Annotated in this window: 18 protein-coding genes; 15 read left to right on the plus strand and 3 right to left on the minus strand. The window is 55.8% G+C overall.

Annotated features, from left to right (window positions below):
• Nucleotides 1-87 precede the first annotated feature (87 nt).
• Nucleotides 88-981, plus strand: coding sequence for a flagellin N-terminal helical domain-containing protein (locus H586_RS0102985; protein ID WP_011367650.1), 894 nt, complete (start codon nucleotides 88-90; stop codon nucleotides 979-981).
• A 98-nt stretch (nucleotides 982-1,079) separates the two neighbouring features.
• Here the strand turns inward: H586_RS0102985 and rnc are convergent, their stop codons facing one another.
• On the minus strand, nucleotides 1,080-1,769 hold the full coding sequence (gene rnc, locus H586_RS0102990) for a ribonuclease III (protein ID WP_011367649.1): 690 nt from the start codon (nucleotides 1,767-1,769) through the stop codon (nucleotides 1,080-1,082).
• A gap of 646 nt (nucleotides 1,770-2,415) precedes the next feature.
• Between rnc and H586_RS0103000 the strand changes: the two genes are divergently transcribed.
• Nucleotides 2,416-3,480: a phosphotransacetylase family protein gene (locus H586_RS0103000; RefSeq protein ID WP_011367648.1), complete on the plus strand. Its 1,065-nt coding sequence runs from the start codon at nucleotides 2,416-2,418 to the stop codon at nucleotides 3,478-3,480.
• A 69-nt stretch (nucleotides 3,481-3,549) separates the two neighbouring features.
• Here H586_RS0103000 and H586_RS20790 read toward each other — a convergent pair whose 3' ends face one another.
• Nucleotides 3,550-3,726 carry a hypothetical protein gene (locus H586_RS20790; protein WP_011367647.1) on the minus strand — a complete coding sequence of 59 codons (177 nt, stop codon included), beginning with the start codon at nucleotides 3,724-3,726 and terminating at the stop codon, nucleotides 3,550-3,552.
• Nucleotides 3,727-3,862: 136 nt separating this feature from the next.
• Between H586_RS20790 and H586_RS17940 the strand changes: the two genes are divergently transcribed.
• The 3 genes from H586_RS17940 (at nucleotide 3,863) to H586_RS0103020 (ending at nucleotide 8,192) form a co-directional block, all read left to right on the plus strand.
• Nucleotides 3,863-5,038, plus strand: a complete 1,176-nt coding sequence (locus H586_RS17940) for an MFS transporter (RefSeq protein WP_034618503.1) — start codon at nucleotides 3,863-3,865, stop codon at nucleotides 5,036-5,038.
• Nucleotides 5,039-5,163: 125 nt separating this feature from the next.
• Complete coding sequence (locus tag H586_RS0103015; RefSeq protein ID WP_011367645.1) at nucleotides 5,164-5,529, plus strand: hypothetical protein; 366 nt, start codon at nucleotides 5,164-5,166, stop codon at nucleotides 5,527-5,529.
• A gap of 80 nt (nucleotides 5,530-5,609) precedes the next feature.
• A complete protein-coding gene (locus H586_RS0103020) occupies nucleotides 5,610-8,192 on the plus strand; it encodes a TIGR03960 family B12-binding radical SAM protein (protein ID WP_027181333.1) in 2,583 nt (860 codons plus the stop codon).
• Nucleotides 8,193-8,317: 125 nt separating this feature from the next.
• Here the strand turns inward: H586_RS0103020 and H586_RS0103025 are convergent, their stop codons facing one another.
• Nucleotides 8,318-10,087 (minus strand): STAS domain-containing protein, encoded by a 1,770-nt coding sequence (locus tag H586_RS0103025; protein WP_162147942.1) that lies wholly within the window; start codon nucleotides 10,085-10,087, stop codon nucleotides 8,318-8,320.
• A 210-nt stretch (nucleotides 10,088-10,297) separates the two neighbouring features.
• Here H586_RS0103025 and H586_RS0103030 point away from each other — a divergent pair, with 210 nt between their 5' ends.
• The 10 genes from H586_RS0103030 to H586_RS0103085 all read left to right on the plus strand — a co-directional run bounded on the left by H586_RS0103030 (nucleotide 10,298) and on the right by H586_RS0103085 (nucleotide 24,897).
• Complete coding sequence (locus tag H586_RS0103030; RefSeq protein WP_027181335.1) at nucleotides 10,298-12,916, plus strand: M16 family metallopeptidase; 2,619 nt, start codon at nucleotides 10,298-10,300, stop codon at nucleotides 12,914-12,916.
• Between the two features lie 121 nt (nucleotides 12,917-13,037).
• Entirely contained in the window at nucleotides 13,038-14,138 is a 1,101-nt protein-coding gene (ychF, locus tag H586_RS0103035) for a redox-regulated ATPase YchF (RefSeq protein WP_011367641.1), read from the plus strand.
• Between the two features lie 150 nt (nucleotides 14,139-14,288).
• Nucleotides 14,289-17,012, plus strand: a complete 2,724-nt coding sequence (locus tag H586_RS19855) for an ATP-binding protein (protein ID WP_051363832.1) — start codon at nucleotides 14,289-14,291, stop codon at nucleotides 17,010-17,012.
• Nucleotides 17,013-17,210: 198 nt separating this feature from the next.
• Entirely contained in the window at nucleotides 17,211-17,855 is a 645-nt protein-coding gene (gene trhA / locus H586_RS0103050) for a PAQR family membrane homeostasis protein TrhA (protein WP_027181337.1), read from the plus strand.
• 128 nt (nucleotides 17,856-17,983) lie between these two features.
• Nucleotides 17,984-19,639: a phosphoglucomutase (alpha-D-glucose-1,6-bisphosphate-dependent) gene (gene pgm, locus H586_RS0103055; protein WP_027181338.1), complete on the plus strand. Its 1,656-nt coding sequence runs from the start codon at nucleotides 17,984-17,986 to the stop codon at nucleotides 19,637-19,639.
• 150 nt (nucleotides 19,640-19,789) lie between these two features.
• Nucleotides 19,790-20,203 carry a response regulator gene (locus H586_RS0103060; RefSeq protein WP_011367637.1) on the plus strand — a complete coding sequence of 138 codons (414 nt, stop codon included), beginning with the start codon at nucleotides 19,790-19,792 and terminating at the stop codon, nucleotides 20,201-20,203.
• 143 nt (nucleotides 20,204-20,346) lie between these two features.
• Nucleotides 20,347-20,730, plus strand: a complete 384-nt coding sequence (gene gcvH, locus H586_RS0103070; RefSeq protein ID WP_027181339.1) for a glycine cleavage system protein GcvH — start codon at nucleotides 20,347-20,349, stop codon at nucleotides 20,728-20,730.
• Between the two features lie 18 nt (nucleotides 20,731-20,748).
• Nucleotides 20,749-22,080 (plus strand): aminomethyl-transferring glycine dehydrogenase subunit GcvPA, encoded by a 1,332-nt coding sequence (gene gcvPA / locus H586_RS0103075; protein WP_011367635.1) that lies wholly within the window; start codon nucleotides 20,749-20,751, stop codon nucleotides 22,078-22,080.
• Nucleotides 22,080-23,525, plus strand: a complete 1,446-nt coding sequence (gene gcvPB, locus H586_RS0103080; protein WP_011367634.1) for an aminomethyl-transferring glycine dehydrogenase subunit GcvPB — start codon at nucleotides 22,080-22,082, stop codon at nucleotides 23,523-23,525. The genes gcvPA and gcvPB overlap by 1 nt, the downstream gene beginning before the upstream one ends.
• Nucleotides 23,515-24,897: a dihydrolipoyl dehydrogenase family protein gene (locus tag H586_RS0103085; protein WP_011367633.1), complete on the plus strand. Its 1,383-nt coding sequence runs from the start codon at nucleotides 23,515-23,517 to the stop codon at nucleotides 24,895-24,897. Before gcvPB ends, H586_RS0103085 begins: the two co-directional genes overlap by 11 nt.
• The last annotated feature ends 72 nt before the right edge of the window (nucleotides 24,898-24,969 follow it).

Below are 24,969 nucleotides of genomic sequence, written 5' to 3' on the forward strand. Positions count from 1 at the left end.
ATTTTAATGTGCTGTAATTAATAAATAAAAAGCTTTTGGCACCACCTTTGCTCAAAACACTGCAGCAATCCATAAGGAGGTCACCAAATGTCTTTGGTCATAAATCACAACATGATGGCTATGAACGCCACCCGTAACCTCTCTGAAAGTTACGGGCGCCTTGCCACTTCAACCCGCAGGCTTTCTTCGGGGCTCAGAGTCGGCACTGCGGCGGATGACGCTGCAGGTCTTGCCATCCGCGAATTGATGCGCGCAGATATTTCCACCATGCAACAGGGCATCAGAAACGCCAACGATGCCATCTCGATGATCCAGACAGCTGATGGTGCGCTGCAGGTCATCGACGAAAAGCTCATCCGCATGAAAGAGCTTGCCGAACAGGCCGCAACGGGTACTTACAACTCTGACCAGCGTCTGATGATCGAATCGGAATATCAGGCAATGGCATCTGAAATCACCCGTATTGCCATGGCCACGGACTTCAACGGCATACACCTGCTCAACGGCACGCTTTCCGGCACCCACGACGGTACCGGCCTGCAGCAGACCGGCGCCATGAAGATTCACTTCGGCACCGGCAACGACTCCAGCGAAGACTACTATTACATCAAAATTGCCGGGTCCACAGCATCCATGCTGGGCATAGGCAACCAGGCCGACCCCAGAGTGGCAGGCGGTTACACCATTTCCACCCAGTCCGCCGCGCAGGGTGCACTGACCGCCATCGATCAGGCGATTATTTCCAAGGACAAAATCAGAGCGTCTCTGGGCGCGCTGCAAAACAGGCTGGAAAACACCATCACCAACCTGAGCATCCAGTCCGAAAACCTTCAGGCTTCCGAATCGCGTATTTCGGACGTCGATGTGGCCACTGAAATGACGGAATTCACGCGTAACCAGATTCTTACGCAGTCGGCTGTCGCCATGCTGACGCAGGCTAACTCGCTGCCTCAGATGGCCATGCAGCTTATCGGCGGCTAGCAACACTAGCACCGCCCCACATCGGTTTTCGGGTGACCAAAGACAGAATGACCGGGGAGCTCCCCCTCCCCGGTCATTTTACCGATGTTCATCCGCAATCAGGCGCTTTCGCCTTCCAGCAGTTCAAGAGCAAGTCCGGCAGCCTTCTGCTCGGCTCTTTTGACGCTTTGCCCTTCTGTTTCCAGCGCTCTGCCGTCCGGCAGCAGCAGCCTGACCTTAAAAATTTTTTCATGCTCCGGCCCGCTGCTGCCAAGCAGCGTATACACCGGCCGTTCCTTAAACAGACGCTGGGTAAGCTCCTGCAATGTGCTTTTGGCATCTTTGGTGCGGGCTGCCTCGGCCCCCTGCGGCCAGCGCGAGCTGAAAACATGCAGCACCGTCTTGCCGGCCGCGGCATAGCCGCCGTCCAGAAAAATCGCCCCGAGGATCGCCTCAAAGGCATCGCTGAGTACAGAGCTGCGGGTTCTGCCCCCCTGACTTTCTTCACCTTTGCCCAACAGCAGATAGGTATCCAGCTTCAGCTCACGTGCCAGTTCGGCCAGCGAAGGCTTGCTCACCAGCCGTGCCCGCATGCGGGTCAGCTGCCCTTCTCTGGCTTCGGGAAAGCGTGTGAACAGCTGCTCGGAAACTGTCAGTTCCAGAACTGCATCGCCCAGATATTCCAGCCGTTCGTTATGCTCTATCTCCGTACCGCGCTCGTTAGCGTAGGAACTATGCGTCAGCGCCGTTTCCAGCAGACGTACATCTGCAAAACGGTAACACAGCACATCCTGCAATTTTTCAAACATTTTCAGAATTCTCCATATAAAAAAGCCGGAACGTCTTCGTTTACCGGCCCATTGCGATAGCGCAACCTTGAAAAAACATCCGTCGCCAGAAAAGCCGGATGCCGGTGCAGTACACGGCAGCTGCTGCCACGCACGGAATACTCGGGAAAAATAAGTCCGGTCAAGTGACTGGCACACACCGGTTCCGGCAGACCTTGCAGCATAAGATGTATTGCAAAAAAGCACCACCCTGCAAAACAGCTGCGGCAGACAAGATATACGCCGTGTATTGTCTTTCTCCTATGTCAAAAATATGGCGAACCGCTGTACTCAAGGTACCTCCGGTGCCCTGCGGCAGGCTGTACGCTGCCGGCCAGCCCTGCGGAAAACAAAAGCAAAGCCCTTGTCGCCGCGGCAGCCTGAAGATAAGGTGAACGGGCAATCTGCACTTCGGCTGCCGGCACAAAATAAACGGTGCTTTGCCTGCACTGAAGCTTGCACTTGATTTTCCGCCATAAATAGCGGCAAAATATATATTGTTCCTCAAGGGGAAATGCACACGGCGGACAGCCGGCAGGAGTCTGACCGGCCGGAAGACCGCCGCATGCGGGTAACAAACATCCGCCCCCGAAATATCATACGGTCATAACCCGCACAGGAGGTCGCTATGGCTGCCGGAATATACATCGGTTCCACATCCGGTTACTCCGGAAAAAACATGGTCGTCATGGGGCTGGGCATGCGGCTTCAGAAAGACGGCTACAATGTAGGTTATATGAAACCGGTGGGCGCCGTTCCTCAGGAAATGGACGGAGTCATGGGCGATGAAGACGCTTTTTTCGTGCAAAGTGTACTCGGGCTGGAAGAGCCCGCCGAGCTTGTCACGCCCGTGGTTGTCACGCAGGACTTCCGCGTCAGAGCTTTCAGCGGTCAGTGCGGCAACCTTATGCCTTCCATCGCTGAGGCATACGACACCCTGCAGCAGAAACGTGATGTCATGCTGGTGGCCGGATCCGGCAGCATGTATTCCGGCAGATACTGCAACGTGGACGGTATACGTGTTGTCAAGGAACTCGGGCTCAAGGCAGTGATTATCGACAGACTGCACAAAGAGCTGAACTACGACTACCTTGTAGTACTGAAAGACACTCTCGGCGACAGTCTTGCCGGTGTGATTCTGAACGACATACCCGCAAACTACATCAATGAAGTCGACGGTCTTATCAAACCGTTTCTTGAATCAAACGGTGTCAAGGTACTCGGCGTCATTCCCAAAGACCCCCTTATGGGCGCAATCAAGGTGGGTGATCTGGCAGAAAGGCTCGGGGGTAAAGTCATTTCCGCTCAGAATAAAGCGGACAAAGTTGTGGAAAATTTTCTTATCGGCACCATGCAGGTGGAAAACTTCATGACCCACTTCCGCAAAAACAAAAACTCCGCCGTCATTGTGGGCGGAGACAGGTCCGACGTGCAGCTTGTCGCCCTTGAAGGCAACTGCCCGTGTCTGGTGCTTACGGGCAACCTGTATCCTAACGATATCATTCTTACCCGCTCGGAAGTGCTCAATATTCCGATAGTCGTGGTACGTGACGACACCTACACCGTGGCTAAAAAAATGGAAGTCATTCTTTCGCGCCACAAGCTGCGTGATGTCATTAAAATCAGACAGGGCGCCCAGCTTGTCAGCTCTTCGCTGGATTTTGCGTATCTTAAGGAAGTAATGGGCATATGACGCAGCGACAGTCTGCCTGAACGGGAAAAGGGGCCGTCAGGCCCCTTTTTTTGCTGCACCGGCAGCCAGTCAGAATTTTTCTGCCGACACAGGATACAGATTTACACGTCCTCGGGCTTCATACACAGGCTCACCTTTGGCAACCTGTGCTATCCTGTTGGAATAACTCTGCCCGGCACTTACGCACCCCCAGGTCAGCGCCGCCAGCAGAAGCAGCCGGCCCATGGCAGTCATTACTCTGAACACGGTTCCTCCTGAAGTCAGGCTGTGCATCAGGCATTTTTTGCCTGCCGCAGTTTCTGACAGGAGTGCTAGCAACTTTCATGCACAACGGTGCCAGTGGCATCCGCAAACATATTCAAGCCGTTTTTCGGGAATTCCATTGCACACTTCATCCTCCCCCTCTTTTTCAACAGCGTTTCCCTGGGTGCTGTTCGTCACGCTGATTTTTTTCATCAACTACCTGCCGCGCAGTCTTGTTTCTCCGCTGCTGGTACCCATGGAAGCAGAGCTCAACATGAGCCATTCGCAGGCCACCGGCCTGCTCTTGCTGTTATCGGCAGGCTTTTCCGTCAGCATGGCTCTTTCCAGCGTGCTCAGCAGGGTGCTCGCTCACCGCACTGTGGCTGCCCTTTCAGCAGTGGCAGGAGGCCTGGCGCTGGGTACTTTCGCTTTTGTGGAAACACGTGTGCAGGCAGGAGCGGCCATACTCTGTTTCGGCCTTTCGGCGGGGCTTTACTTTCCTTCCGGCATGGCCACGCTGGCCGGTCTGGTGCGGCACAAAGACTGGGGCAAAGCCATCGCGGTGCATGAACTTGCCCCCAATGTCAGCTTCATTGCCGCTCCGCTAATCGCCTCGCTGGCGCTTGCCTTCATCTCATGGCGCGAAGTTCTGTGCTTGACAGGTGCGGTGTCTTTCGTGCTGGGTCTTATGTTTCTGTTTTTCGGCAGGGGCGGAGAAAAACAGCGCGAAGGCAATCTGCCTGTCTCCTGCCGCAGCCTGCTTGTCCGCCCCAGACTGTGGCTTTTTGTTGTGCTTATCGGGTTAAGCATAGGCGGCGAGTACGCCCCCTTCAGCGTTCTGCCGCTTTATCTTGTCAATGAAAAAGGCATCCCCTTTGACACCACCAACTCCATTTTAAGCGCTTCGCGCCTGGCCTGTCCCTTTGTGGTACTGGCCGCCGGAATTGTAGCTGACCGGCTGGGCACAAAAACGGCCGTCAGGCTGTACCTCATATTTCACGGCGTCATGCTGTTCGGGGTCGGGCTGGCCTCCGGCATGCTGCTGACGGGCAGCATTATCATGCAGGCCTTACTCACAGCGTTTGTCTTTCCCGCTGTATTCAAGCTGCTTGCAGAAGCGTTCACACCGGCAGAACAGGCAACGGCCATGAGCCTGATCATGCCCATGGCCGCAGTGCTGGGCACAGGCATCATTCCGGCCATACTGGGAATGTGCGGAGACGCCGGCAGCTTCGGAGCCGGTTTCATTGCCATGGGACTCATGAACTTTGCCGCGCTGGGAGCGCTTGTAAAAACAGCCGGCAGCAGGGGGTAACGCGCCGCGGTATCCCATCTGTCTCTTGCGCTCAAAACTTGACAGTTACGGCATCAGCCCCTACGTATGCCGGAACTTACACTGCGCTGTGTAAGCGCAACGCAAAACGAAAAGGGAGCAAACCAATGGCTTACGATATCCGTCTTGTAAAACTGATCACCGGCGAACTGGTTCTTGGCAAACACGATGCGGAAAATGACAAGCTGCTCGAAGTAGCCACGCTTCAGACAGTGCCCACCCAGCAAGGCGTGCAGATGATGATGCTTCCTTACGGTTACCCTTTCGAGCAGGATTTCACAGGTGAAATATCCTGCAAGCATGTGCTGTACGAGTACAAATCCGCCCCCGAAGATCTGAAGACAAAATACATGGAAGCCATCAGCAATCTGACGCTTTCCACCGGTGGTCTGGGCGGCCTTAATCTGGGAGGAGCCTCTGCCGGAGCCGGCGGAAGCAAGCTTTCCAACGTATCTGAACTGCTCCGTAAATAAACGCGTTTTTCTGCGCGGTCTGTTGTACTTTCAGGGGGTGACCTGCCGGTCACCCTTTTTCCGTCTACCCAGAGGATATCATGCGTCAACTGCTTTCGCTTTTGCCCCGCCCCAGCCGCTATGCCGGCATAGAGGAAGGAACCGTCACCAAGGACCCCGCAACAGTGGATATGCGTATCGGGCTGGCCTTTCCTGACATGTACGAAGTGGGCATGTCGTATCTGGGCCAGAAAATACTGTACGGAGTGCTTAACCAGCGGCCGGAATTCTGGGCGGAACGGGTATACACTCCCTGTACGGAAGCCGCCGATATTCTGCGTACGCACAATGCCCCCCTCTGTACGCTAGAGTCGGATACGCCGCTGAAGGATCTGGATTTTCTCGGATTCAGCCTTACGCATGAACTGTGCTACACCAACGTTTTGTACATGCTTGATCTGGGCGGTATTCCGCTGCGGGCTGCAGACAGGGGGGATGACCTTTCCGCCTGGCCGGTTGTGGCCGCCGGCGGAGGGTGTACGCTGGCAGCCGAACCTGTGGCAGATTTTTTTGACCTGATGGTTCTGGGCGAAGGCGAAGAAGTCATGCTGGAAGTGCTTGACCTGCAGAACAAAGCCCGCCTTCTCGGGTGGAGCCGCTCGCAATTTCTCTACGAAGCCAGAAATATTCCTGGAATTTATGTTCCCTCACTTTTCAGCTATAACAGTGCGGACGGCACACTGACCCCGAAGCATCAGGACTATACCCGTGTCACCAGACGTGTCATTCCCGATATGGACACGGCGTTCTTTCCCGCCAGTCAGCCGGTGCCCTTCGGCGCCGTGCATAACCGGCTGGCACTGGAAATAGGCCGCGGGTGCACCCGCGGCTGCCGGTTCTGTCAGGCGGGCATCATCTACCGCCCGGCGCGTGAACGGTCGGTGGATCATCTGCAGAACCTGCTGGAAGAATGCCTTGCCTCCACCGGCTATGATGAGCTGTCTTTTCTCTCCCTGAGCACAGGAGATTTTTCGGCGCTCAAAACGCTGTTCATGAGCACAGTTGACCGCTGCGCCAAAGAACAGGTTTCGCTCTCGCTGCCTTCGCTGCGTGTGGGTTCCATTGACGACGATATCATGGGGCGCATGGCGGAAATACGCCGTACCGGCGCCACGCTTGCCCCAGAAGCAGGCAGCCAGCGTCTGCGTGATGTCATTAACAAAGGCATTACGGAAGAAGCACTGATGCTGCACGTCCAGAAGCTTTTCCAGCACGGCTGGCAGCAGGTCAAACTTTACTTTATGATAGGCCTGCCCACCGAAACGTATGAAGATCTTGATGCTATCGTTGATCTGTGCAGAAAAGTACGCGGAGCCGCCGGCAGAGTGCGCCGTCTGCAGGTGACTGCGGCCATATCACCTTTTGTGCCCAAGCCTCACACCCCCTTCCAATGGGAACGGCAACTCACGCTGCCCGAAATACGTGAACGCATCCAGTACCTGCGCGATGCCTTCAAGCGTGAAAAAAGCATGAAGATGCGCTGGCATGAACCGGTAATGAGCGCTCTTGAAGGCATTTTCTCACGCGGAGACAGACGGTTGTCCGGCGTGGTGGAAAGCGCCTACCGGAAAGGCGCCACATTTGCCAGCTGGGTTGAAGGTCTGTCGCTCGATCCGTGGATGCAGGCAATGGAAGAGCATGGGCTTTCGCCCGACGAATACACACGGGAACGCGCCGCAGACGAGCCGCTGCCGTGGGATCATCTGCACAGCGGCACAACAAAGGAATTTCTGGCAAAGGAACGTGAGCGGGCCTATGCCATGAAAATCACAGAAGACTGCCGTTACGGAGCCTGCCGGCTTTGCGGCGTATGTGATGTGGGCAAAAAGGAATCCGGTCTTGACCGGCTTACAGATACCACATCATACCGCAACCGGCTCAACAGACAGGAACGCGATCAGCAGGCGCACACCCCCCTGACGGACGAAACCGGCAATGTGCTTCCCTCCGCCAAGAATGAACCGCCGAAACTTGCTGACGAACTGAAGGTGAAAGCAGGACATTTCCGCGTCTGGTACTCCAAAGAGGATCGGGCTGTTGTTCTGAGCCAGCTTGAACTCCAGAGTCTTTTTGAACGGGTCATGCGCAAGGCATCCCTGCCCATGACTTTTTCTCAGGGATTCCACCCGCTCCCGCTTATATCGTTCGGCAGAGCCCTTCCTGTAGGCGTGGCCAGCCGTGCGGAATGGTTCAGCATATACCTGCGCACTCCGCATACGGCAGAACAGGTGCGTCAGGCGCTGTACGGCAAACTGCCTGCCGGAATGGAAGTGCTCTTTGTGGAAGAACTGTTCAACCAGAAAAAAGTCATTCAGTCGGTGACAGAAACCTACAGGCTGGATTACACGGGCCCCGAAGAAAAAAAAGCTGCATTCTTTGCCGCGTGGGAAGCATTCAGAAATCTGGACGAACTGGTCTGGACACGGGAAACCAAAAAGGGACCCCGCTCCACGGATATCAGGCCCATGTTCCGCAACTTCAGCATGATCGGCGGGACAAGCATGGCTCTGGACATGGACTGGTCACAGCAGTATCTGTCACCGCTGGCTCTGGTCAAAGTCATAGTTCCTGATTCGACCATTCTGGACTTTTCCCTGATCAAGCTGTCGCAGGAATTTGAATAGATATACAACAGCCAGCCCCTCAGCATCTCAGAGGGGCTGGCTGCGTTAATCTGCCTGTCCGGCAAATCTCAAAAGTAAAAAACTGTTCAGAAGCAGGTCGGCTGCATAATCATCATCTGCCGCGCTCAGTCGCCGGACCCCGTAAACGTTTCAAGCCCCCTGCGCTTCATGGCGGCATCGTCAAAACCTGCCAGCACAAGAGTCTGCATCAGACCCGCGGAAGGCAGCCCCTCGCTTTCCAGGCGCCCACCTCTTTCCTTGGCCTGGGCAGCTGCTGCACACAGCAGCTGCACCAGCGTAAGATCTGCCGATTCCAGCTGCTGCGAATCAATACGCAGCACTTCGTAGCGTGAAAGAGCCTCCTGAAAAGCCTCCTGCAACTGGGCGCTGCGCTCGATGGTGATATCACCGGCAAGCTGCAATACGCCCGCGTTGCCGTCCTGCGCCGGTCCCACTGCAAATCCTGCAATCATTTCAGCCTCTCCCTTATGTTTGGCATCCTGCAAGGACGCAGACTGCAACCCGGTATCGCTTTCTGCCACCGGCATGGCCAGATCAAACACAACGCCGCCGGCAGGAGTCTCATCAGGCAAGGCTTCATTCAGGTAAGATAAATCGGGCTGCTCTTCCGTATCGCGGAAAAACTCTTCGTCGCCCTGTGGCTCCGCTTCGTAGGCAGCCCGCAGGGGATGCTCTTCCGGCAGTTCATTCAAAAGAAGCTCTGCCTCATCTTCCATGAAACTGTCCTCGAACTCCGCCACCAGTCCGGCCTCGTCAGCGTCTGCTGTCTGTCCCTGCGCAACTGCACAGTCCGAGGCGGCCGTCGCATCGTATGCAGTATTTTCAGCCCCCGCAGGATCGGCGGCATGCAATTCGACAGCCATGCAGAACGGGTCGGCAACTTCCCCGCCGTTCCCCTGAGAAACAACCGCTTCAATGTCCCAGCCTTCCAGCGGTTCCTTGTCCTCGTCAGAAGCGGCGCGCAGTTTCTCCATGGCATTGTCGTACTGCCTTACCAGTTCATCCACACTGTCCTTGTGCGGCTCTCTGACGGCGTGCAGCAACGCATCTTCGGCATCCTTCACCACAGCTGCCTGCCACATGGCTTCTCCGGCAAGCAGGTCCTGCAGGTCAACGGGGTGCACCTTTTCCGCTGCAATCTGAAACACCGCGGCGATAAGGTCTTTTTCAAGAAAAGAAGCATACAGAACACATAAAACGTCGGCCGGCTCGTATCCCACCGGCACAGTACGCCCGCCGATGGCCAGAATGTAACCGCTCTTCTGCAGAAAACCGAGCAGCGCCTGAGGTGAAAGATCCTTCCGGTTCAGATCTTCTTCATAGATAAACTCAAGAACATACAGGTTGCTGCCGGTTTTTCCCGCAAGGTGCAGGTCGGGGCAGTGGCCTTCAAACACCAGCGCACCGTCCGGAGCGTACACCCGGTATTGCGCCGGGCACTGTGTTCCTCCGCCGTTTTCTTCAACCCCGCCGGCGGCATCCAGCACGGCGGCCAGCGCTTCCGCTTCAGCACTTTTTTCGCTCCTCGCGGCCTGCTCGCTTTCAGATGTACCTGAGGGAGTCAGAAGGACCGCCAGAATATCAAAGGCCTTTTCCACGCGCGCGGCTGTCGATTCATCCGGAACCAGCGTCCCTTCGCGCCACATGTCAAGAAAAGACTCCAGAGCCCGTGCCAGCGTGAACGCACGGCGGTAATCCAGAAAGCCTGCAGAGCATTTCAGCGCGTGCGCAGCGCGCAGCAGACCATCCAGCAGTTCATGGTCGGCATCCTTTCCTGCCACTTCCAGTTCCAGAAGCAGAACTCCCATTGCTGCCAGATGATTCTGGGCATCATCAAAAAAAGCCTGACGAATGTCTTCCCTGCTATTTGGCAAAAAAATTCTCCATTCCTGCATGACAGATAAACCGTGCACAATTTCCACCACTGCAAATTACCACATAGCATGCCGATGCGCCAGCGCATGATAGTGCCGGACAGGCCGCGCGACTTTCTTGCCTTGTCCCGCAGAAGGATTACCTGTAAAACTCTGCACCGTACGATGAGGAAACACCTTGCAGCGCCTTTGCGGACCAAGGAGACACATATGAAAAAACAGCGAATTCTAGCCTTTTTTATCGGAGCAGCCTTAATGTTTTTTTCTTTTCAAGCCGCTCATGCCGCCAGTGTAACCAGACTGGCCAACGGTCTGACTGTACTGATTCAGCAGGATGACCGTTTTCCGCTTGCCTCGCTCAGGCTGTATGTCCATGCGGGTTCAGCCTATGAAACACCGCAGCAGGCAGGCATAAGCCACCTGCTTGAGCACATGGTGTTCAAAGGGACGGAAAAACGCCCCGAAGGCGGGGTTGCCGGAGCCATCGAGCAGATAGGCGGCAACATCAATGCCGCAACAAGCTTTGACTATACGGTATATCTTACAGATGTACCCTCCGAACACTGGCGTCTGGGCATGGACGTACTCAAGGATATGACTTTCGGTGCAAAAATCAGCCCTGAAGCGCTGGCTCCGGAAAAAGAGGTTGTTCTTGCCGAACTGGAGCGCGGAGAAGACACCCCCGGCAGTCTTCTCTTCAAACGTCTGACGGCAAAAGTGCTGGCCCGGACCCCGTATGAACGCCCCATCATCGGGTACCGCGAAACAGTGAGCGCGATAACCAGCAAAGACATTCACGACTATATCGACCGCCTGTACCAGCCGCAGTCCATGCTGTTGGTGGTATGCGGAGCCGTGAACGAACAGGAAGTTCTGGCAGAAGCTGAAAAGCTTTTCGGAAATCTTGCAAACACCCGGACTTGCGTGCCCCCGCAGCCGGTCACACCGCCCGTTTCGCCCGCCGCCCCCGCACTGACTGCGGAGCCGGGCAAGTGGAACAAGGTCTACGCGGGATTCGCCCTGCCTATTCCCAACTTTCATGATGCCCGGATTCCTGCCGTCGAAGTACTTGCCCAGATGCTGGGCGGAGATAAAACCTCTCTGCTTTACAGAGAGTTCAAGTACGACAAGCAGCTTGTGGACGATATCTCAGTCTCTGCCTATTCCTTCGAGCGCACAGGACTTCTGCTGATTACGGCCATACTTGATCCGCAGAAAACAGAGGAATTCACCCGCGAGCTTTCGGCGGCACTGGCGCGGCTGAGTGCGGACAGTTTCACAGACAACGCTCTGGCGCGGGCAAAGCTCAATCTGGAAGACGAACTGTTCCGGTCCAAGGAAACGCTGTCCGGTCTGGCTTCCAAGCTGGGACATTTTTATTTTTTTGAAAACGGCGAACAAAGTGAACTGAACTATCTGCAAAGCCTCCGTCAGGTAGAAAAAACATCGGTTCAGGACATTCTGGACACTTTTTTCACTCCCGAAAGGCTGAACGGAGTGCTGCTTACTCCGCAGAATGCCGGACTGAACAGCGATGACCTGACAGAGCTGTTCCGCGACGGCTGGCCCGCCAAGGGCAGCGGGCATGCCGCCCCCGCGGAAAAAGGTGACAACGGGCAGCAGCAGGAAGTGATTGAACTGGGCGACGGGCGCACTGTGGTGCTCATTCCCGACGAGACACTTCCTTATACGGCGGTCGATCTGGTGTTCCGCGGCGGTGATGCCCTGCTGGATGAAGACAGGCAGGGTCTTGCAGCCCTTGCAGCCAGAGTGCTGACCAAAGGCACCCAGCAGATGGACAATGCCGCTCTGGAGGCTTTCAAGGCAGACAGAGCAGCCAGTCTGGCCGCTTCTGCAGGCAGATCGTCTTTCACCATCAGCGCGCGCTACCCGGAAAGATTCAGTGCCGACATCACCGGTCTGTTCCGCAACGTTGTCACCGCTCCGGCACTGGCTGCAGAAGAAACCGCGCGTGAAAAAGACAACCAGATTGCATCCATAAAGGCCCGTGAAGATCAGCCGCTCGGGCTTGCGTTCCGCAGATTGTTTCCGTTTCTTTTCCACAACAGTGCTTACGGATACCTGCATCTGGGTGAAGAGCAGCGTCTGGCCGCCTACACCGCGGAAGATGTGGCCGGATTCTGGAAAGTGCAGCGGACACAACCATGGGTGCTTGCGGTATGCGGACAGTTCGACCGCGAAGAGATTCTCGGGCTGGCACGCAGCCTGCCCGCCCCCTCCGGGCCTGTCGCCGTACCTGCGGTGCCGCTGTGGTCTGCTGAAACACAGCTGGATATCTCGCTGGAGGACAGAAATCAGGCGCATATGCTGATGATATTCAAAACCGTGCCCATAACGCATGAAGACACCCCGGCGCTGGAGCTGCTGCAGACAGTTCTTGCCGGACAATCCGGCCTGCTTTTTACAGATCTGCGCGACAAACAGGGGCTTGGCTACACTGTGACGGCGTTCCCGTGGCAGTCGGAACATGCCGGTCTGCTGGCTTTTTATATTGGCACCGACCCTGAGAAACTTGCACAGGCCGACGCCGGTTTTAAAAAAGTAATCCGCGATCTGCAGGAGGCCCCCCTGCCAGAAGAAGCCATCCGCCGCGGTAAAAACATGCTGCGGGGCGACTACTACCGGGGCAGGCAGAGTCTTGGCAGCCGCAGCAACGAAGCCGCCCGCCTTGCCGGCTCGGGGCTGCCTCTTGATTTTGAAAAAGGACTTATCGAAAAAGCGGAAAAAGTGGATGCCACCGCCCTGCAGGAGGTGGCCCGCAGATATCTCATTCCGCAGGATGCGTATATCATCAGGGTACTGCCCTGACATTCCGGGCCGGTTTGGCGCAAACCGGCCCGTTTTTTTCTTTGTCAATCATCACAAAAACGGCTAAGAAGCCGCCCGAAGGCTTCCGCGCCTTTCCATATTTTTTTCCGGAGAATAAACCATGGCACTTAGCATCGGCATCGTGGGCCTGCCCAACGTAGGCAAATCCACCCTTTTCAACGCGCTGACCAAAGCACAGAATGCGGAGTCGGCAAACTACCCCTTCTGCACCATTGAACCCAACAAGGCCACAGTGCCCGTGCCCGATGCCCGCATCGACAAGCTGACCGCCATGGCCAGACCGCAGAAAACCATCAATGCCACCGTCGACTTTATCGACATAGCCGGACTTGTGCGCGGTGCAAGCAAAGGTGAAGGGCTGGGCAACCAGTTTCTGGCAAATATCCGTGAATCGGCAGCCATTCTGCAGGTTGTGCGTTGCTTTGACGACGAGAATATAACCCATGTAGACGGCACGGTTGACCCGCTGCGCGACATTGAAACCATTGAAACCGAGCTGCTGCTCGCAGATGTGCAATCCGCTGAACGCAAGCTGGACAGAACCCGCCGCCAGTCCAAAGGTGACAAGAGCATGACGGCTACCGTCAGCGCTATGGAACGTCTTGTGGACCATCTCAACGCCGGCAACCCCGCATCCACCTTCGCCGAAAAAGACAGCGATGCCATCAGCGCACTGTACAAGGAACTCGGCCTGCTGACCGCCAAAAAAATCATCTACTGTGCCAATGTGGATGAAGAAGGTCTGGCAGAAGACAACCGACACGTTGTCACCGTCAGAGAGTTTGCAGCCTCGCGCTCATGCGACGTGGTCAAAATATGCGCCAAGGTGGAAGAAGAGCTGCAGGGGCTTGATGAAGCTGAGCAGCTTGATTTTCTGGCCTCCTTCGGCATTCCGGAAAGCGGGCTGACCAAAGTGATACACACCGGCTATCATACGCTGGGACTCATCAGTTATTTCACCGTGGGCGAAAAAGAAGTGCGCGCATGGACCATCAAGGAAGGATGGAAAGCCCCTGCCGCAGCCGGCGTCATCCACAGCGACTTCGAGCGCGGCTTCATACGGGCTGAAGTCATAGGATACGACGACTATGTAAAGCACGGTTCCGAAGCGGCCTGCCGCACAGCCGGAGTCCTTCGCGTGGAAGGCAAGGAGTACGTTGTCAGCGACGGGGATATTATTCACTTCCTTTTCAATGTGTAATACATTCCCCGGAGGTGCTTTGCGGCACCTCCGGGGCTGTCAGGAATTCCGCAGGAATCTGGCCTGATCCGTGTTTCCAGATATATTCACGCCCCGACCGTCTGTTGCGCCGAGCAGCTGCTGCGGTGCTCTTAACCCAAAGGGGCAGCGATGAAATCCTCTCCGCCTGCACACACCGGCCTGCAACGCGGCAGGCTCCTTTTTCTTCTTCCCGCTCTGGCTCTGGCGGCTTTTATCGTCTGCCTCATCAGCTTTGTGTACATATCTCAGCGGCAGACTCTGGAGGCCAGACAACTGCGCATAATGGCGCAGGCCGAGCGGCAGGCGTCGGCCATCAGCCATCTGATAGGGGAAATCAAGCTTGATGCCGCCCTTCTGTTCCGGCAACAGGACTTCATAGATTTTTCGGACAGTACCCCAAAAAGCGTACAGCCCGGGCAGACGCACCCCGCCGGACGGGAGGCAGTCCGGCGCCTGCTGACCGATTTTATCGCTTCCAAAGCCCTATCAGGGGAGCGCCTTTACAACCGCATTGTTCTTTTTTCCTCTACCGGGCGGATGCTTATGGACACATCTGCAAACAAAGAGCCGGTACATCTGCCTGCGGGCATAGCACGCGCACTGGCAAGCGATGTGGATTACCCTCTCGTTTTTTCTCTTACCCCTGAAATCAAAGAACTTACATTCGCTGTGCCTCTGGTTACAGACAGCACACGGGCCGGATACGCCGTGGTGTTCTGCAACACACGGGCCGTCACGTCCTTCCTTGAATCACTATGGGACCTGAACGATGCCTACATACTGTTATTACAGGGACAAAGCGGCATAGCCCTGCACCGTGCAGAGCAGATATCACCGGAATGGATACGACAGGCTTCACGGCTGGAACCGGGCCTGCTGTACACGCTGTCTTCCGAGGGCGAACCGGAAATGCTGCAGCACGGCGCCGCCACCAGCAGAGAAACCGGTATACGCCATCATGTTGACAACTCGCCTTTTGATCTGCTGCTGGTCTTCAGCGGTCCGAGCATAGGCGGTGCTGTGTCGCCCAACGTCACGCTGGTTGCCGTTGCCCTGCTGGCCGCCATCATCGCGGTTTCATTTTATCATGTTTTCAGGTCGACCATGCGGGCACGTGAACACAAAGCCCGTGCGGAGGCAGCCGCCGCAAGCGAAAAACGCATACTTCAGCAGAATGCCTTGCTGAACGCTGAAATCGAGGAAAGGATCAAGGCAGAGCATGCTCTGCGGGAAGCCAAGGAGCTTGCGGAAGAAGCGGATAAGGCCAAGGGCGAATTTCTGGCCAATATCAGTCATGAGTTCCGCACCCCCATGAATGCCATCATCGGCATGTCCGAAGTCATACTGAAAACAGAACTGTCTGCCCCGCAGCGCAACCACTTGACAGTACTGAATAAAGCAGCTCATTCTCTGCTTGATCTCCTTAACACCATTCTTGATTTTTCACGCTATGAATCCGGCAAGGCAACACTGGCGCTGAGTCCTTTTATGCTGCATGCCCCTTTTACACAGGTACATGAGATGTTTTTAAGCGCAGCGGCAGCCAAAGGTCTGCCCCTGCAGCTGGAACTGGCACCGGACATGCCCCGTGCAGTGGAGGGTGATGAAGGCAAAATACGCCAGATACTTGTCAATCTGGTCAGCAATGCGCTCAAATTCACTGATACGGGCAACATCACAATTACCTGCAAGGCATTTCCTGCTCCATCAGGCCGCGCAGACATATGCTTTTCCGTTTCCGATACAGGCATCGGCATTGAAAAAGAAAAACACAGCGCTATTTTCGACAGCTTTACGCAGGCTGACGGGTCTTATACCAGAACATACGGGGGGACAGGGCTGGGCCTTTCCATCTGCAAACTGCTTGCAGACATGATGGGCGGAAGCATAACCGTGCGGAGCGCCCCCCGGCAGGGAAGCACCTTCACCGTCTGTCTGCCGCTGAAGGCAGTGCCGGAAGAACGGGTCTTTCCTGCGGCTGAAAATCCGGCGGTCCGCCCTTCCAAGGCCGCCAGCCCTCTTTCTGTTCTGGTGGCGGAAGATAACGAGTTCAACAGAGAGGTCATCCGCGAGATACTGGGACTCAGCGGACACAGCAGCACGCTGGTGCAGAACGGTGAGCAGGCGTTGCAGGCCTTGAGCACGCAAGATTTCGATGTGGTTCTGCTGGACATCCAGATGCCGGTCATGGACGGTGTGCAGACCGCACAAAAAATCAGATCAGGGGCGTGCGGCAACCGTAACGCCGGTATTCCCATTATCGCCCTGACGGCCCACAGTATGGAAGGTGACAAAAAAAGGTTTCTCCAGGCCGGTATGACGGAATATCTGGCAAAGCCTGTCACCCCCGACCATCTGAATCATGTGCTTGGCAAATACGCCCCCCTGCCGGCAGCAGCATCAACCGGCCAGTCTTCCGCCGCACATGGATTCCAGCCCGCCGCCGGCAAAGGAAGTACGGCACAGGCGGATGCAGAGATTCCGCCGCCTGACCTGTCTCTTGCGCTCTCCATGCTGAACGGCAAACAGAAAGTACTTACCGTGATGCTGGGAACTTTTGTCAGAACCATGCCGGACAGGATAGCCGCGCTGCACGACGCTTTGCAGAAAAAAGACATACAGGCGCTGGCCGAACAGGGACATGCCCTGAAATCAACGCTGCACAGCATAGGCTCACTGCCGGGGCGCAGCGTAGCGGAACAGCTTGAAAATGCCGGACGTTCAGGCAATACTGAAGCGGCAGTCACTCTGGCCCCCAGACTTATTCATGTACTGGAATTTATGACAGAGCATCTGAGACGGCAAATTGACAGTTCGCAGTCCCATCATCAGCCTTCTTCCGGAGGACGGTGACAACACCCTGCAGAACTGTATTTTCTGATTTCAGGCACGCTTCGTGCTTTTTGAAATGCAAGCCTGAGACTCAGGAATGCCGTATCAGCCAGAGAATCAACAGACCAGAACCCGTCAGTAAAACAGAATTCACGGCGATGCGGAATTCGGAGTTCCCGGGCTTTTTCTTTTCCGCCTGCGCCGCACAAGGAGAACAGCATGCCCCTTCGTGATCCGGTAAGCGGTCTTACCCATTGCATCGGTGCCGTTCTGGCACTCATCGGAACCATAATCCTTATTGTGCGTGTGGCTTCGCCGGAACTGACGCGGCACATAATTTCCTTTTCCGTTTTCGGCGTCGCCATGGTGCTGCTGTACACAGCCAGCACTCTTTACCACTGGCTGCCACTCCGGCAGGCGGGAATCAAGCTCCTTCGCCGCATCGATCACTCCATGATTTTTATATACATCGCGGCAACATATACACCGATATGCCTTATTCCCCTGCAGGGGGCGTGGGGCTGGTCGCTGCTGGCCTGCGCATGGGGGTTTGCGCTTCTGGGAGTGTTTGTCAAAATCTACTGGCTGCATGCCCCTCGCTGGCTTTCAACGGCACTCTATCTGGGTATGGGCTGGATGGCGCTGGCCGCAGTATACCCGCTGGTCACCTCATTAAAATGGGGGGCACTGGCATACCTTTTGGCAGGCGGACTTCTGTACAGTGCCGGAGCCCTCATCTATGCATGCAAGCGGCCGAACTTTTTTAAAAATTTCGGCTTTCATGAGTTGTTTCATATTTTTGTGATGGGCGGCAGTTTCTGCCATTTCATGGTCATGTACCGCTATATAAGCGTACTCCGCTAGCATACAGCCAACCTGCCAGCCTCCCTTGATAATTTTTCAGCCGTACTTGAATTATCATTACCGCTGACAGTATATTGCCAGCGTAAACAGTTCTTTCACGCCGTCAGGCAGAACGTAAGGAAAATGACATGACTACTGCCGCCAAAGCCGGCCAGTTGCCTGCTCACGACGAGCTTATAAACATAGCACGGCTTGTAAGCGACTTTTACACCGTCAGCCCGGACCGCCAAAACCCTGACGAACGCGTGATGTTCGGCACTTCGGGACACCGCGGCACTTCAGGCACCGCCAGCTTCAACGAAGCGCACATTCTTGCCGTGACACAGGCGGTATGCGACTTCCGGCGCGATAACGGTTTTTCCGGCCCTCTTTTTATGGGCATGGATACGCACGCCCTGTCCGAACCGGCGCGTTGCGCTGCACTGGAAGTTCTTGCCGCCAACGGGGTGACCACTTTCATCGAACCGGAATCCGGCTATACCCCCACCCCCGTAATATCGCATGCAATCCTGACCCATAACGCCGGCAGAACAAGCGGTTTCGCCGACGGCATCGTCATAACGCCGTCGCATAACCCGCCGCAGGACGGGGGGTTCAAATACAATCCCCCGCATGGCGGCCCTGCCGAAACCGGCGTCACAAATGACATAGAAAAAAGAGCCAACCTGCTGCTCGCTTCGGACAACAAAGCAGTCCGGCGGATACCGCTTACAAAGGCTCTGGCGTCGGAGTACACAGTCCTTCACGATTTTGCGGCGCACTACATCAACGACCTTGGCTCTGTCATCAATATGCAGGCCATTGCCCGTTCAGGCCTCCGGCTGGCAGCCGACCCGCTGGGCGGAGCGTCTGTAACCTACTGGGACCGCATAGCAGAAACATACGGACTGAATATTGATGTGCCCAACCGTCAGGTGGACCAGACGTTCCGGTTCATGCCGTATGACAGGGACGGCGCCATCCGTATGGATTGCTCTTCACCGTGGGCCATGAGCGGCCTGCTGGAACTGAAAGACAGCTATGACCTTGCTTTCGGCAACGACCCCGATGCCGACAGACACGGCATTGTCACTCCTGCCGGACTGATGAATCCCAATCACTATCTTGCTGCGGCCATTGCCTATCTGTTCCGGCACAGACCCGCATGGAAGGCAACGGCGGGCATCGGCAAAACACTGGTGAGCAGCAGCATGATAGACAGAGTCGCCGCCGACATGGGCAGAACGGTCATTGAAGTGCCTGTGGGCTTCAAATGGTTTGTACCGATGCTGCTTGACGGCACGGCGGGTTTTGCCGGAGAAGAAAGCGCCGGGGCATCATTGCTGCGGCAGGACGGAACAGTGTGGACAACCGACAAGGACGGTATTGCCCTGAACCTGCTGGCGGCGGAAATCACCGCGGTGACCGGCAATACGCCTGACAGACTTTACAAAGAGCTTACCGGACGCTTCGGCACGCCGGTGTACAGACGTCTGCAGGCGCACGCCGACGGACGGCAGAAAGAAGTGCTGAAAGCCCTGAACCCTGAAACGGTAACGATAACAGAGCTTGGCGGCGATCCTGTGGAAAAGGTTATAACACACGCACCGGGCAACGGGGCGGCCATAGGCGGCCTGAAGGTAGTCTCCGCAGGGGGCTGGTTTGCCGCCCGCCCTTCGGGAACTGAAGATATCTATAAAATCTATGTAGAAAGCTTCAGAGGAGAAGAGCATCTGGAACAACTGGCCGGAGAAGCACAGGCAATTGTCAGTAACGCATTTGCCGCTGCGGGTATAAAAAACTAATACAATAGCACGTTGACGCATACAGGCACAAGAGGCTACCTTGCCGGAGCGGCATTTTCAAAAAGACACGTTGCGGAACAGGCGCACCCCGCAGCTGCCACTAGCGGCTGCGCCGACAGACAAAAGTTCCGGCCTACAGGGAGAGTACCTATGAAGTTTCTTATCGTCGATGACGATTTTGATAGCAGGCGCCTTGTCCAGAAAATTCTGCACCCTTTCGGGTATGTGGACGTGGCAACAGACGGAGAGGAAGGCGTTGAGGCTTTCAGAACGGCCCTCAAAGACGGTGAACCCTACAGCCTCATCACGCTTGATATCCTGATGCCCAACATCGACGGCCAGCAGGCTTTGCGTGAAATCCGCGAAATTGAAAAAGAAATGGGTGTTTCTGCAGAAAACGCTGTTAAAGTGATCATGATATCCGGCCTGGATGACTCCAAGGAACTGCACGACGCTTTTTTTCTGGGAGAAGCCACAAGCTACATTGTCAAACCCATCAGACGCCAGCTGCTGCTGGACGAAATAACGTCACTCGGCATTGAACTGGATCAGGCTGTGGCCTGACCGGCTGCCCGCCGTTTTATCTTCTGCTCTTTCCGGCCATGCGCATAAGCGCCATGGCCGTTTTCATTTTATTTGCCTTGCCCCGCACGCGTTGTGGATGTAAAAAGCGAACCAACCACACCAACTTTTTCAGGAGAAGAATCATGAATATTCCCGCAGAACTGAAGTTCTCGAAAAGTCATGAATGGGTCCGCCTTGAAGGCGATGAGGCAGTTATCGGCATAACCGAGTTTGCTCAGGAACAGCTGGGCGATCTTACTTTCATTGAACTGCCCGCCGCAGGCGATACCCTGACAGCAGGCGAAGAAATGGGGTCCGTCGAGTCCGTCAAAGCCGCAAGTGAACTGTACGCACCTGTCTCCGGCGAAGTGACAGAGGTGAACCTGCACCTTGAAGATGCTCCCGAAGCCGTAAACGAATCGCCCTACGACAAAGGCTGGATGCTGAAGGTCAAAGTGTCTGCCGTGGCTGACAGTCTGCTTTCCGCAGAAGAATACGCAGCCCTCATCGAAAGCGAAGCGCACTAGGCCGCAAGGAGAACTTTCATGCCCTACACTCCGCACACTCCCGAAGAAATCCGCCAGATGCTGGATGTCATCGGGGTGAAAAGCATTGATGACCTGTTTGCTGAAATACCGCCCGAAATGCAGCCGCGCAGCTTTGATATTCCGGAAGGAATGAGCGAGATGGAAGTCTGCGCCCGCATCCAGCGCATGGCCGCAAAAAACCGTATAGATCTTGTCAGCTATCTGGGAGCTGGGTTCTACGATCATCACATTCCCAAAGCTGTGGACAACCTTGTTTCGCGGGGTGAGTTTTATACGGCGTACACCCCCTACCAGCCCGAAGCATCACAGGGAACCCTGCAGGCCATTTTTGAATACCAGACCGCCGTCTGCCGCCTGATGGAAATGGAAGTGGCTAACGCCTCGGTATATGACGGCGGTTCGGCCATTTTCGAGGCCATGATGATGGCCGCCAGGGCAACCAGACGCAGCAAGCTTGTCATTGATGAAGCCCTGAGCCCCATCTACCGCACCATGCTTGCCTCGTACACGTCCAACCTGAATATGGAACTGGTGACCGTTGCGCACAACGAAGGCCGGTCGGACAAACAGGCGCTGATGGATGCCGTAGACGATAAATGCGCTGCTGTGGTGGTACAGAACCCCAACTTCTTCGGGGCGGTGGATGATTTTACCGAACTGTTCACCCACGCCCGTTCCTGCAACGCTCTGGGAGTGATTTCCGTTTATCCGGTCATGCAGTCTGTGCTCAAAACCCCCGGTGAGATGGGCGCGGATATCGCCGTTGCAGACGGACAGTCGCTGGGGATGCCCCTGAGCTTCGGCGGCCCCTATCTGGGCATAATGACCTGCACCAAAAAACTGGCGCGGCAGATTCCGGGCAGAATAGCCGGACGAACAAAAGATGTGGACGGCAAAACCGGATATGTGCTGACGCTGCAGGCACGTGAACAGCATATCCGCAGGGCCAAGGCCACTTCGAACATATGCTCCAATCAGGCGCTGTGCGCGCTGAGAGCTATCATCCACATGTGCCTGACAGGCCCTGAGGGCCTGGTCCGCACCGCAGAGCTGAGCATGGAGCGCGCTCATTATGCCGCAGACAGACTCACGGCTCTGCCGGGCGTTTCACTGCTGCACGATGCCCCGTTCTGCAACGAATTCGCTTTGCGGCTGCCGGTCAGCGCCTATGATGTTGTGGACCGGCTGGTAAACCATGGTGTCGTTCCCGGTTTCCCGCTGGGCGGATACTACGCCGGCATGGATGACGTGCTGCTTGTGGCATGCACTGAAAAGCATTCATTTGAACAGATCGGCATAATGGCTGAACTGGTGGGAGGCATGCTCTAATGAAGACCGTATTTTCACAGTCTGTACCGGGCCGCATGGCCTGCGTTCCCCCCGAAGCAGAAGAGCACGCAGCCGACTTCATCCCGAAGAACCTGCTGCGTACCCGACGTCCCGCTCTGCCTGAGCTGAGCGAACTTGATGTGGTACGCCACTTCACCCGCCTCAGCCGTCTTAATTACAGCGTGGACAGCAATTTCTATCCTCTCGGGTCGTGCACCATGAAGTACAACCCGAAATTCACCGAACCGCTGGCCGCTTTGCCCGGCTTTACCGAACTGCATCCTCTGATGGCACAGATTAAAAGTGCAGGCCTGTACACGCAGGGAGCTCTTGAAGTCATGTACGAAACAGAGCGCCTGCTGTGCGAAATCAACGGGATGCATGCATTCACCCTGCATCCCATGGCCGGTGCTCATGGTGAACTGACCGGCGTAATGCTTATCGCGGCCTATCACCGTGATAAGGGGAACAAAAAAACAAAGATCATCTGCCCTGATTCGGCCCACGGCACCAACCCTGCTTCCGCTGCGCTGGGCGGCTACGAAGTGGTCAACGTGGAATCAAAAGACGGCATAGTCGATCCGGAAGCTCTGGAGGCCGTGCTGGACAACGACGTGGCCGCCGTGATGATGACCTGCCCCAACACGCTTGGACTGTTCGAAAAACACCTGCCAAGAATTGTGGAAAAACTGCGCTCGGTTGATGCTCTGCTGTATTATGACGGCGCCAACCTGAACGCGATCATGGGTAAAATGCGCGTAGGCGATGTCGGATTTGATGTCGTGCACCTGAACCTGCACAAAACATTCGGCACCCCGCACGGTGGCGGCGGCCCCGGCAGCGGTCCCGTTGGCGTCAGCGAGCGGCTGGAACCCTATCTGCCGGTTTCCCGCGTTGACAGACTTCGCGACGGACGCCTGTTCCTCAACTACGATTACCCCAAATCCATAGGGTACATGGCTCCCTTTTACGGTAACTTCGGTGTGTACATCAAAGCGCTGGCCTACATCATGCGTCTGGGCAGAGAAGGAATACCCAAAGCCGCCGAACTGGCTGTGCTGAACGCCAACTACCTGCGCAAAAAGCTGGAACAGTATATAACCATACCCTATAACCGCATATGCATGCATGAATTCGTGGCTTCCGCCTGTGACAAGGCTGAATGCGGTGTGCGTGCGCTGGATATAGCCAAAGGTCTGCTGGATAAAGGCTATCATGCTCCGACGATTTACTTCCCGCTGATTGTCAAAGAATGCCTGATGTTTGAACCCACAGAGACTGAAAGCAAGGAAACGCTTGATACGTTTGTGGATGATCTTGCAGCCATACTGAAAGAAGGTGAGCAGAATCCCGAAGCTCTGCATCAGGCTCCGCTCACCACGCCCGTCCGCCGGCTTGATGAAACACTGGCCGCGCGCAGCATGGTGCTGACAGATGACGCATGAACAATATGATCTGGTCATTATAGGGGCCGGTCCCGGCGGAAGCCGGGCGGCCCTTGACGCGGCAGCGGCGGGTATGCGCACGGCACTGGTGGAAAAAGCTGACGCCGGAGGAACATGCCTTAACTGGGGATGCATCCCCACAAAGTTTCTCCTCGGAGGAACAGCCGCCGTCCCGCTGCTGCAGATTCAGAAAAAATACAAGGCCGCCGGTGGCGATGTACACCTGTCGCTGGCGGCGCTGCATCAACGTAAAGACCGTTTTATCAAGGGAACACGCCAGAATCTGGTGAAGCAGCTGACGCAGGCCGGAGTAAACTTCATTACCGGCGCGGCAAGCTTTGCCGGACCCCGCACTGTGGTCGTGGAAAAAGAAGACGGTTCCTCTCTGCTTGAATTTGAAAACCTCATTCTTGCAGCCGGCTCTGAACCGGCCTCTTTTCCCGGTCTGATTCCGGACGGAAACTGCGTGCTGCATTCTTCGCACATACTGCAGCTCGAAACACCGCCGCAAAGTCTTATTATTGTAGGCGGCGGAGCCATTGGCCTTGAAATGGGCGACCTTTTCGCGCGGTTCGGCACACAGATAACCATTGTCGAAGCACTGCCGCACCTTGTGCCGGCAGAAGACGGCGATATAGCAGACGCTCTTACCAAAGCGCTGAAGCGCGAAGGATGGACCGTACATACCGGTCGCCGTGTACGTTCGCTGGTCACTGACGAGGAAGGCGCGTTGCTCACTTTTGAGGACGGCACAGCCATCCGTGCGGATAAAGCTCTGATGGCAGCCGGAAGAAGCCCCGCCACTGCCGCTCTGCACCCTGAAAAAGCAGGCATAATGACAGACGGCAGAGGCTGGATAAGTACTGATAATTTTCTGCAGGCAGCAGAAAATATATACGCCGTCGGCGACGTGAACGGGCGCACCCTGCTGGCCCATGCAGCGGAACATCAGGCACGGTACGTTGTTTCACGGCTGCGTGGTCTGACCGCCGCGGAATACCCGGCTCCTGTCATGCCTTCGTGTGTCTACGGGCACATGGAGGTTATGCGCACCGGTGCCACCGCCAAGGAACTGACGGCACAGGGCATCTCCGTGTCGGTCTCACGCGCTCCGCTGGCTTCTAACGCCATAGCGCAGTCCTGCGGGGCCACTCAGGGGTTCGTAAAAGCTGTCTGGGCTGCCGGCAACGGCACTCCCGAACTGCGGGGAATCGCTGCCACGGGGCACGGAGTCTCGCATCTGGTTGGTTTGGCCACAGTCATGGTACAGCAGCGATGGCGCCGTGAAAATATTCACGACATAATCTATGCGCACCCTACACTGGACGAAGCTCTTGAAGCCGCACTGAGCGCTCCGCTTGAAAATGCGTGAACAGGAGGCAGCACAAAAAGTGCTGCCTCTTTTTTCTTTTAGTGTTGTCACAATAAAGTATTCGCGCTATGT

The organism is Oleidesulfovibrio alaskensis DSM 16109, assembly GCF_000482745.1.
Classification (GTDB): domain Bacteria; phylum Desulfobacterota; class Desulfovibrionia; order Desulfovibrionales; family Desulfovibrionaceae; genus Oleidesulfovibrio; species Oleidesulfovibrio alaskensis.

Coding starts and splice junctions, on each gene's coding strand:
- H586_RS0103085 (WP_011367633.1), top strand. CDS start 23,515: ATGACGCATGAACAATATGATCTGGTCATTATAGGGGCCGGTCCCGGC.
- H586_RS0103030 (WP_027181335.1), top strand. CDS start 10,298: ATGAAAAAACAGCGAATTCTAGCCTTTTTTATCGGAGCAGCCTTAATG.
- H586_RS0103000 (WP_011367648.1), top strand. CDS start 2,416: ATGGCTGCCGGAATATACATCGGTTCCACATCCGGTTACTCCGGAAAA.
- gcvPA (WP_011367635.1), top strand. CDS start 20,749: ATGCCCTACACTCCGCACACTCCCGAAGAAATCCGCCAGATGCTGGAT.
- ychF (WP_011367641.1), top strand. CDS start 13,038: ATGGCACTTAGCATCGGCATCGTGGGCCTGCCCAACGTAGGCAAATCC.
- gcvPB (WP_011367634.1), top strand. CDS start 22,080: ATGAAGACCGTATTTTCACAGTCTGTACCGGGCCGCATGGCCTGCGTT.
- rnc (WP_011367649.1), bottom strand. CDS start 1,769: ATGTTTGAAAAATTGCAGGATGTGCTGTGTTACCGTTTTGCAGATGTA.
- pgm (WP_027181338.1), top strand. CDS start 17,984: ATGACTACTGCCGCCAAAGCCGGCCAGTTGCCTGCTCACGACGAGCTT.
- H586_RS0102985 (WP_011367650.1), top strand. CDS start 88: ATGTCTTTGGTCATAAATCACAACATGATGGCTATGAACGCCACCCGT.
- H586_RS19855 (WP_051363832.1), top strand. CDS start 14,289: ATGAAATCCTCTCCGCCTGCACACACCGGCCTGCAACGCGGCAGGCTC.
- trhA (WP_027181337.1), top strand. CDS start 17,211: ATGCCCCTTCGTGATCCGGTAAGCGGTCTTACCCATTGCATCGGTGCC.
- H586_RS0103015 (WP_011367645.1), top strand. CDS start 5,164: ATGGCTTACGATATCCGTCTTGTAAAACTGATCACCGGCGAACTGGTT.
- H586_RS0103020 (WP_027181333.1), top strand. CDS start 5,610: ATGCGTCAACTGCTTTCGCTTTTGCCCCGCCCCAGCCGCTATGCCGGC.
- H586_RS0103060 (WP_011367637.1), top strand. CDS start 19,790: ATGAAGTTTCTTATCGTCGATGACGATTTTGATAGCAGGCGCCTTGTC.
- gcvH (WP_027181339.1), top strand. CDS start 20,347: ATGAATATTCCCGCAGAACTGAAGTTCTCGAAAAGTCATGAATGGGTC.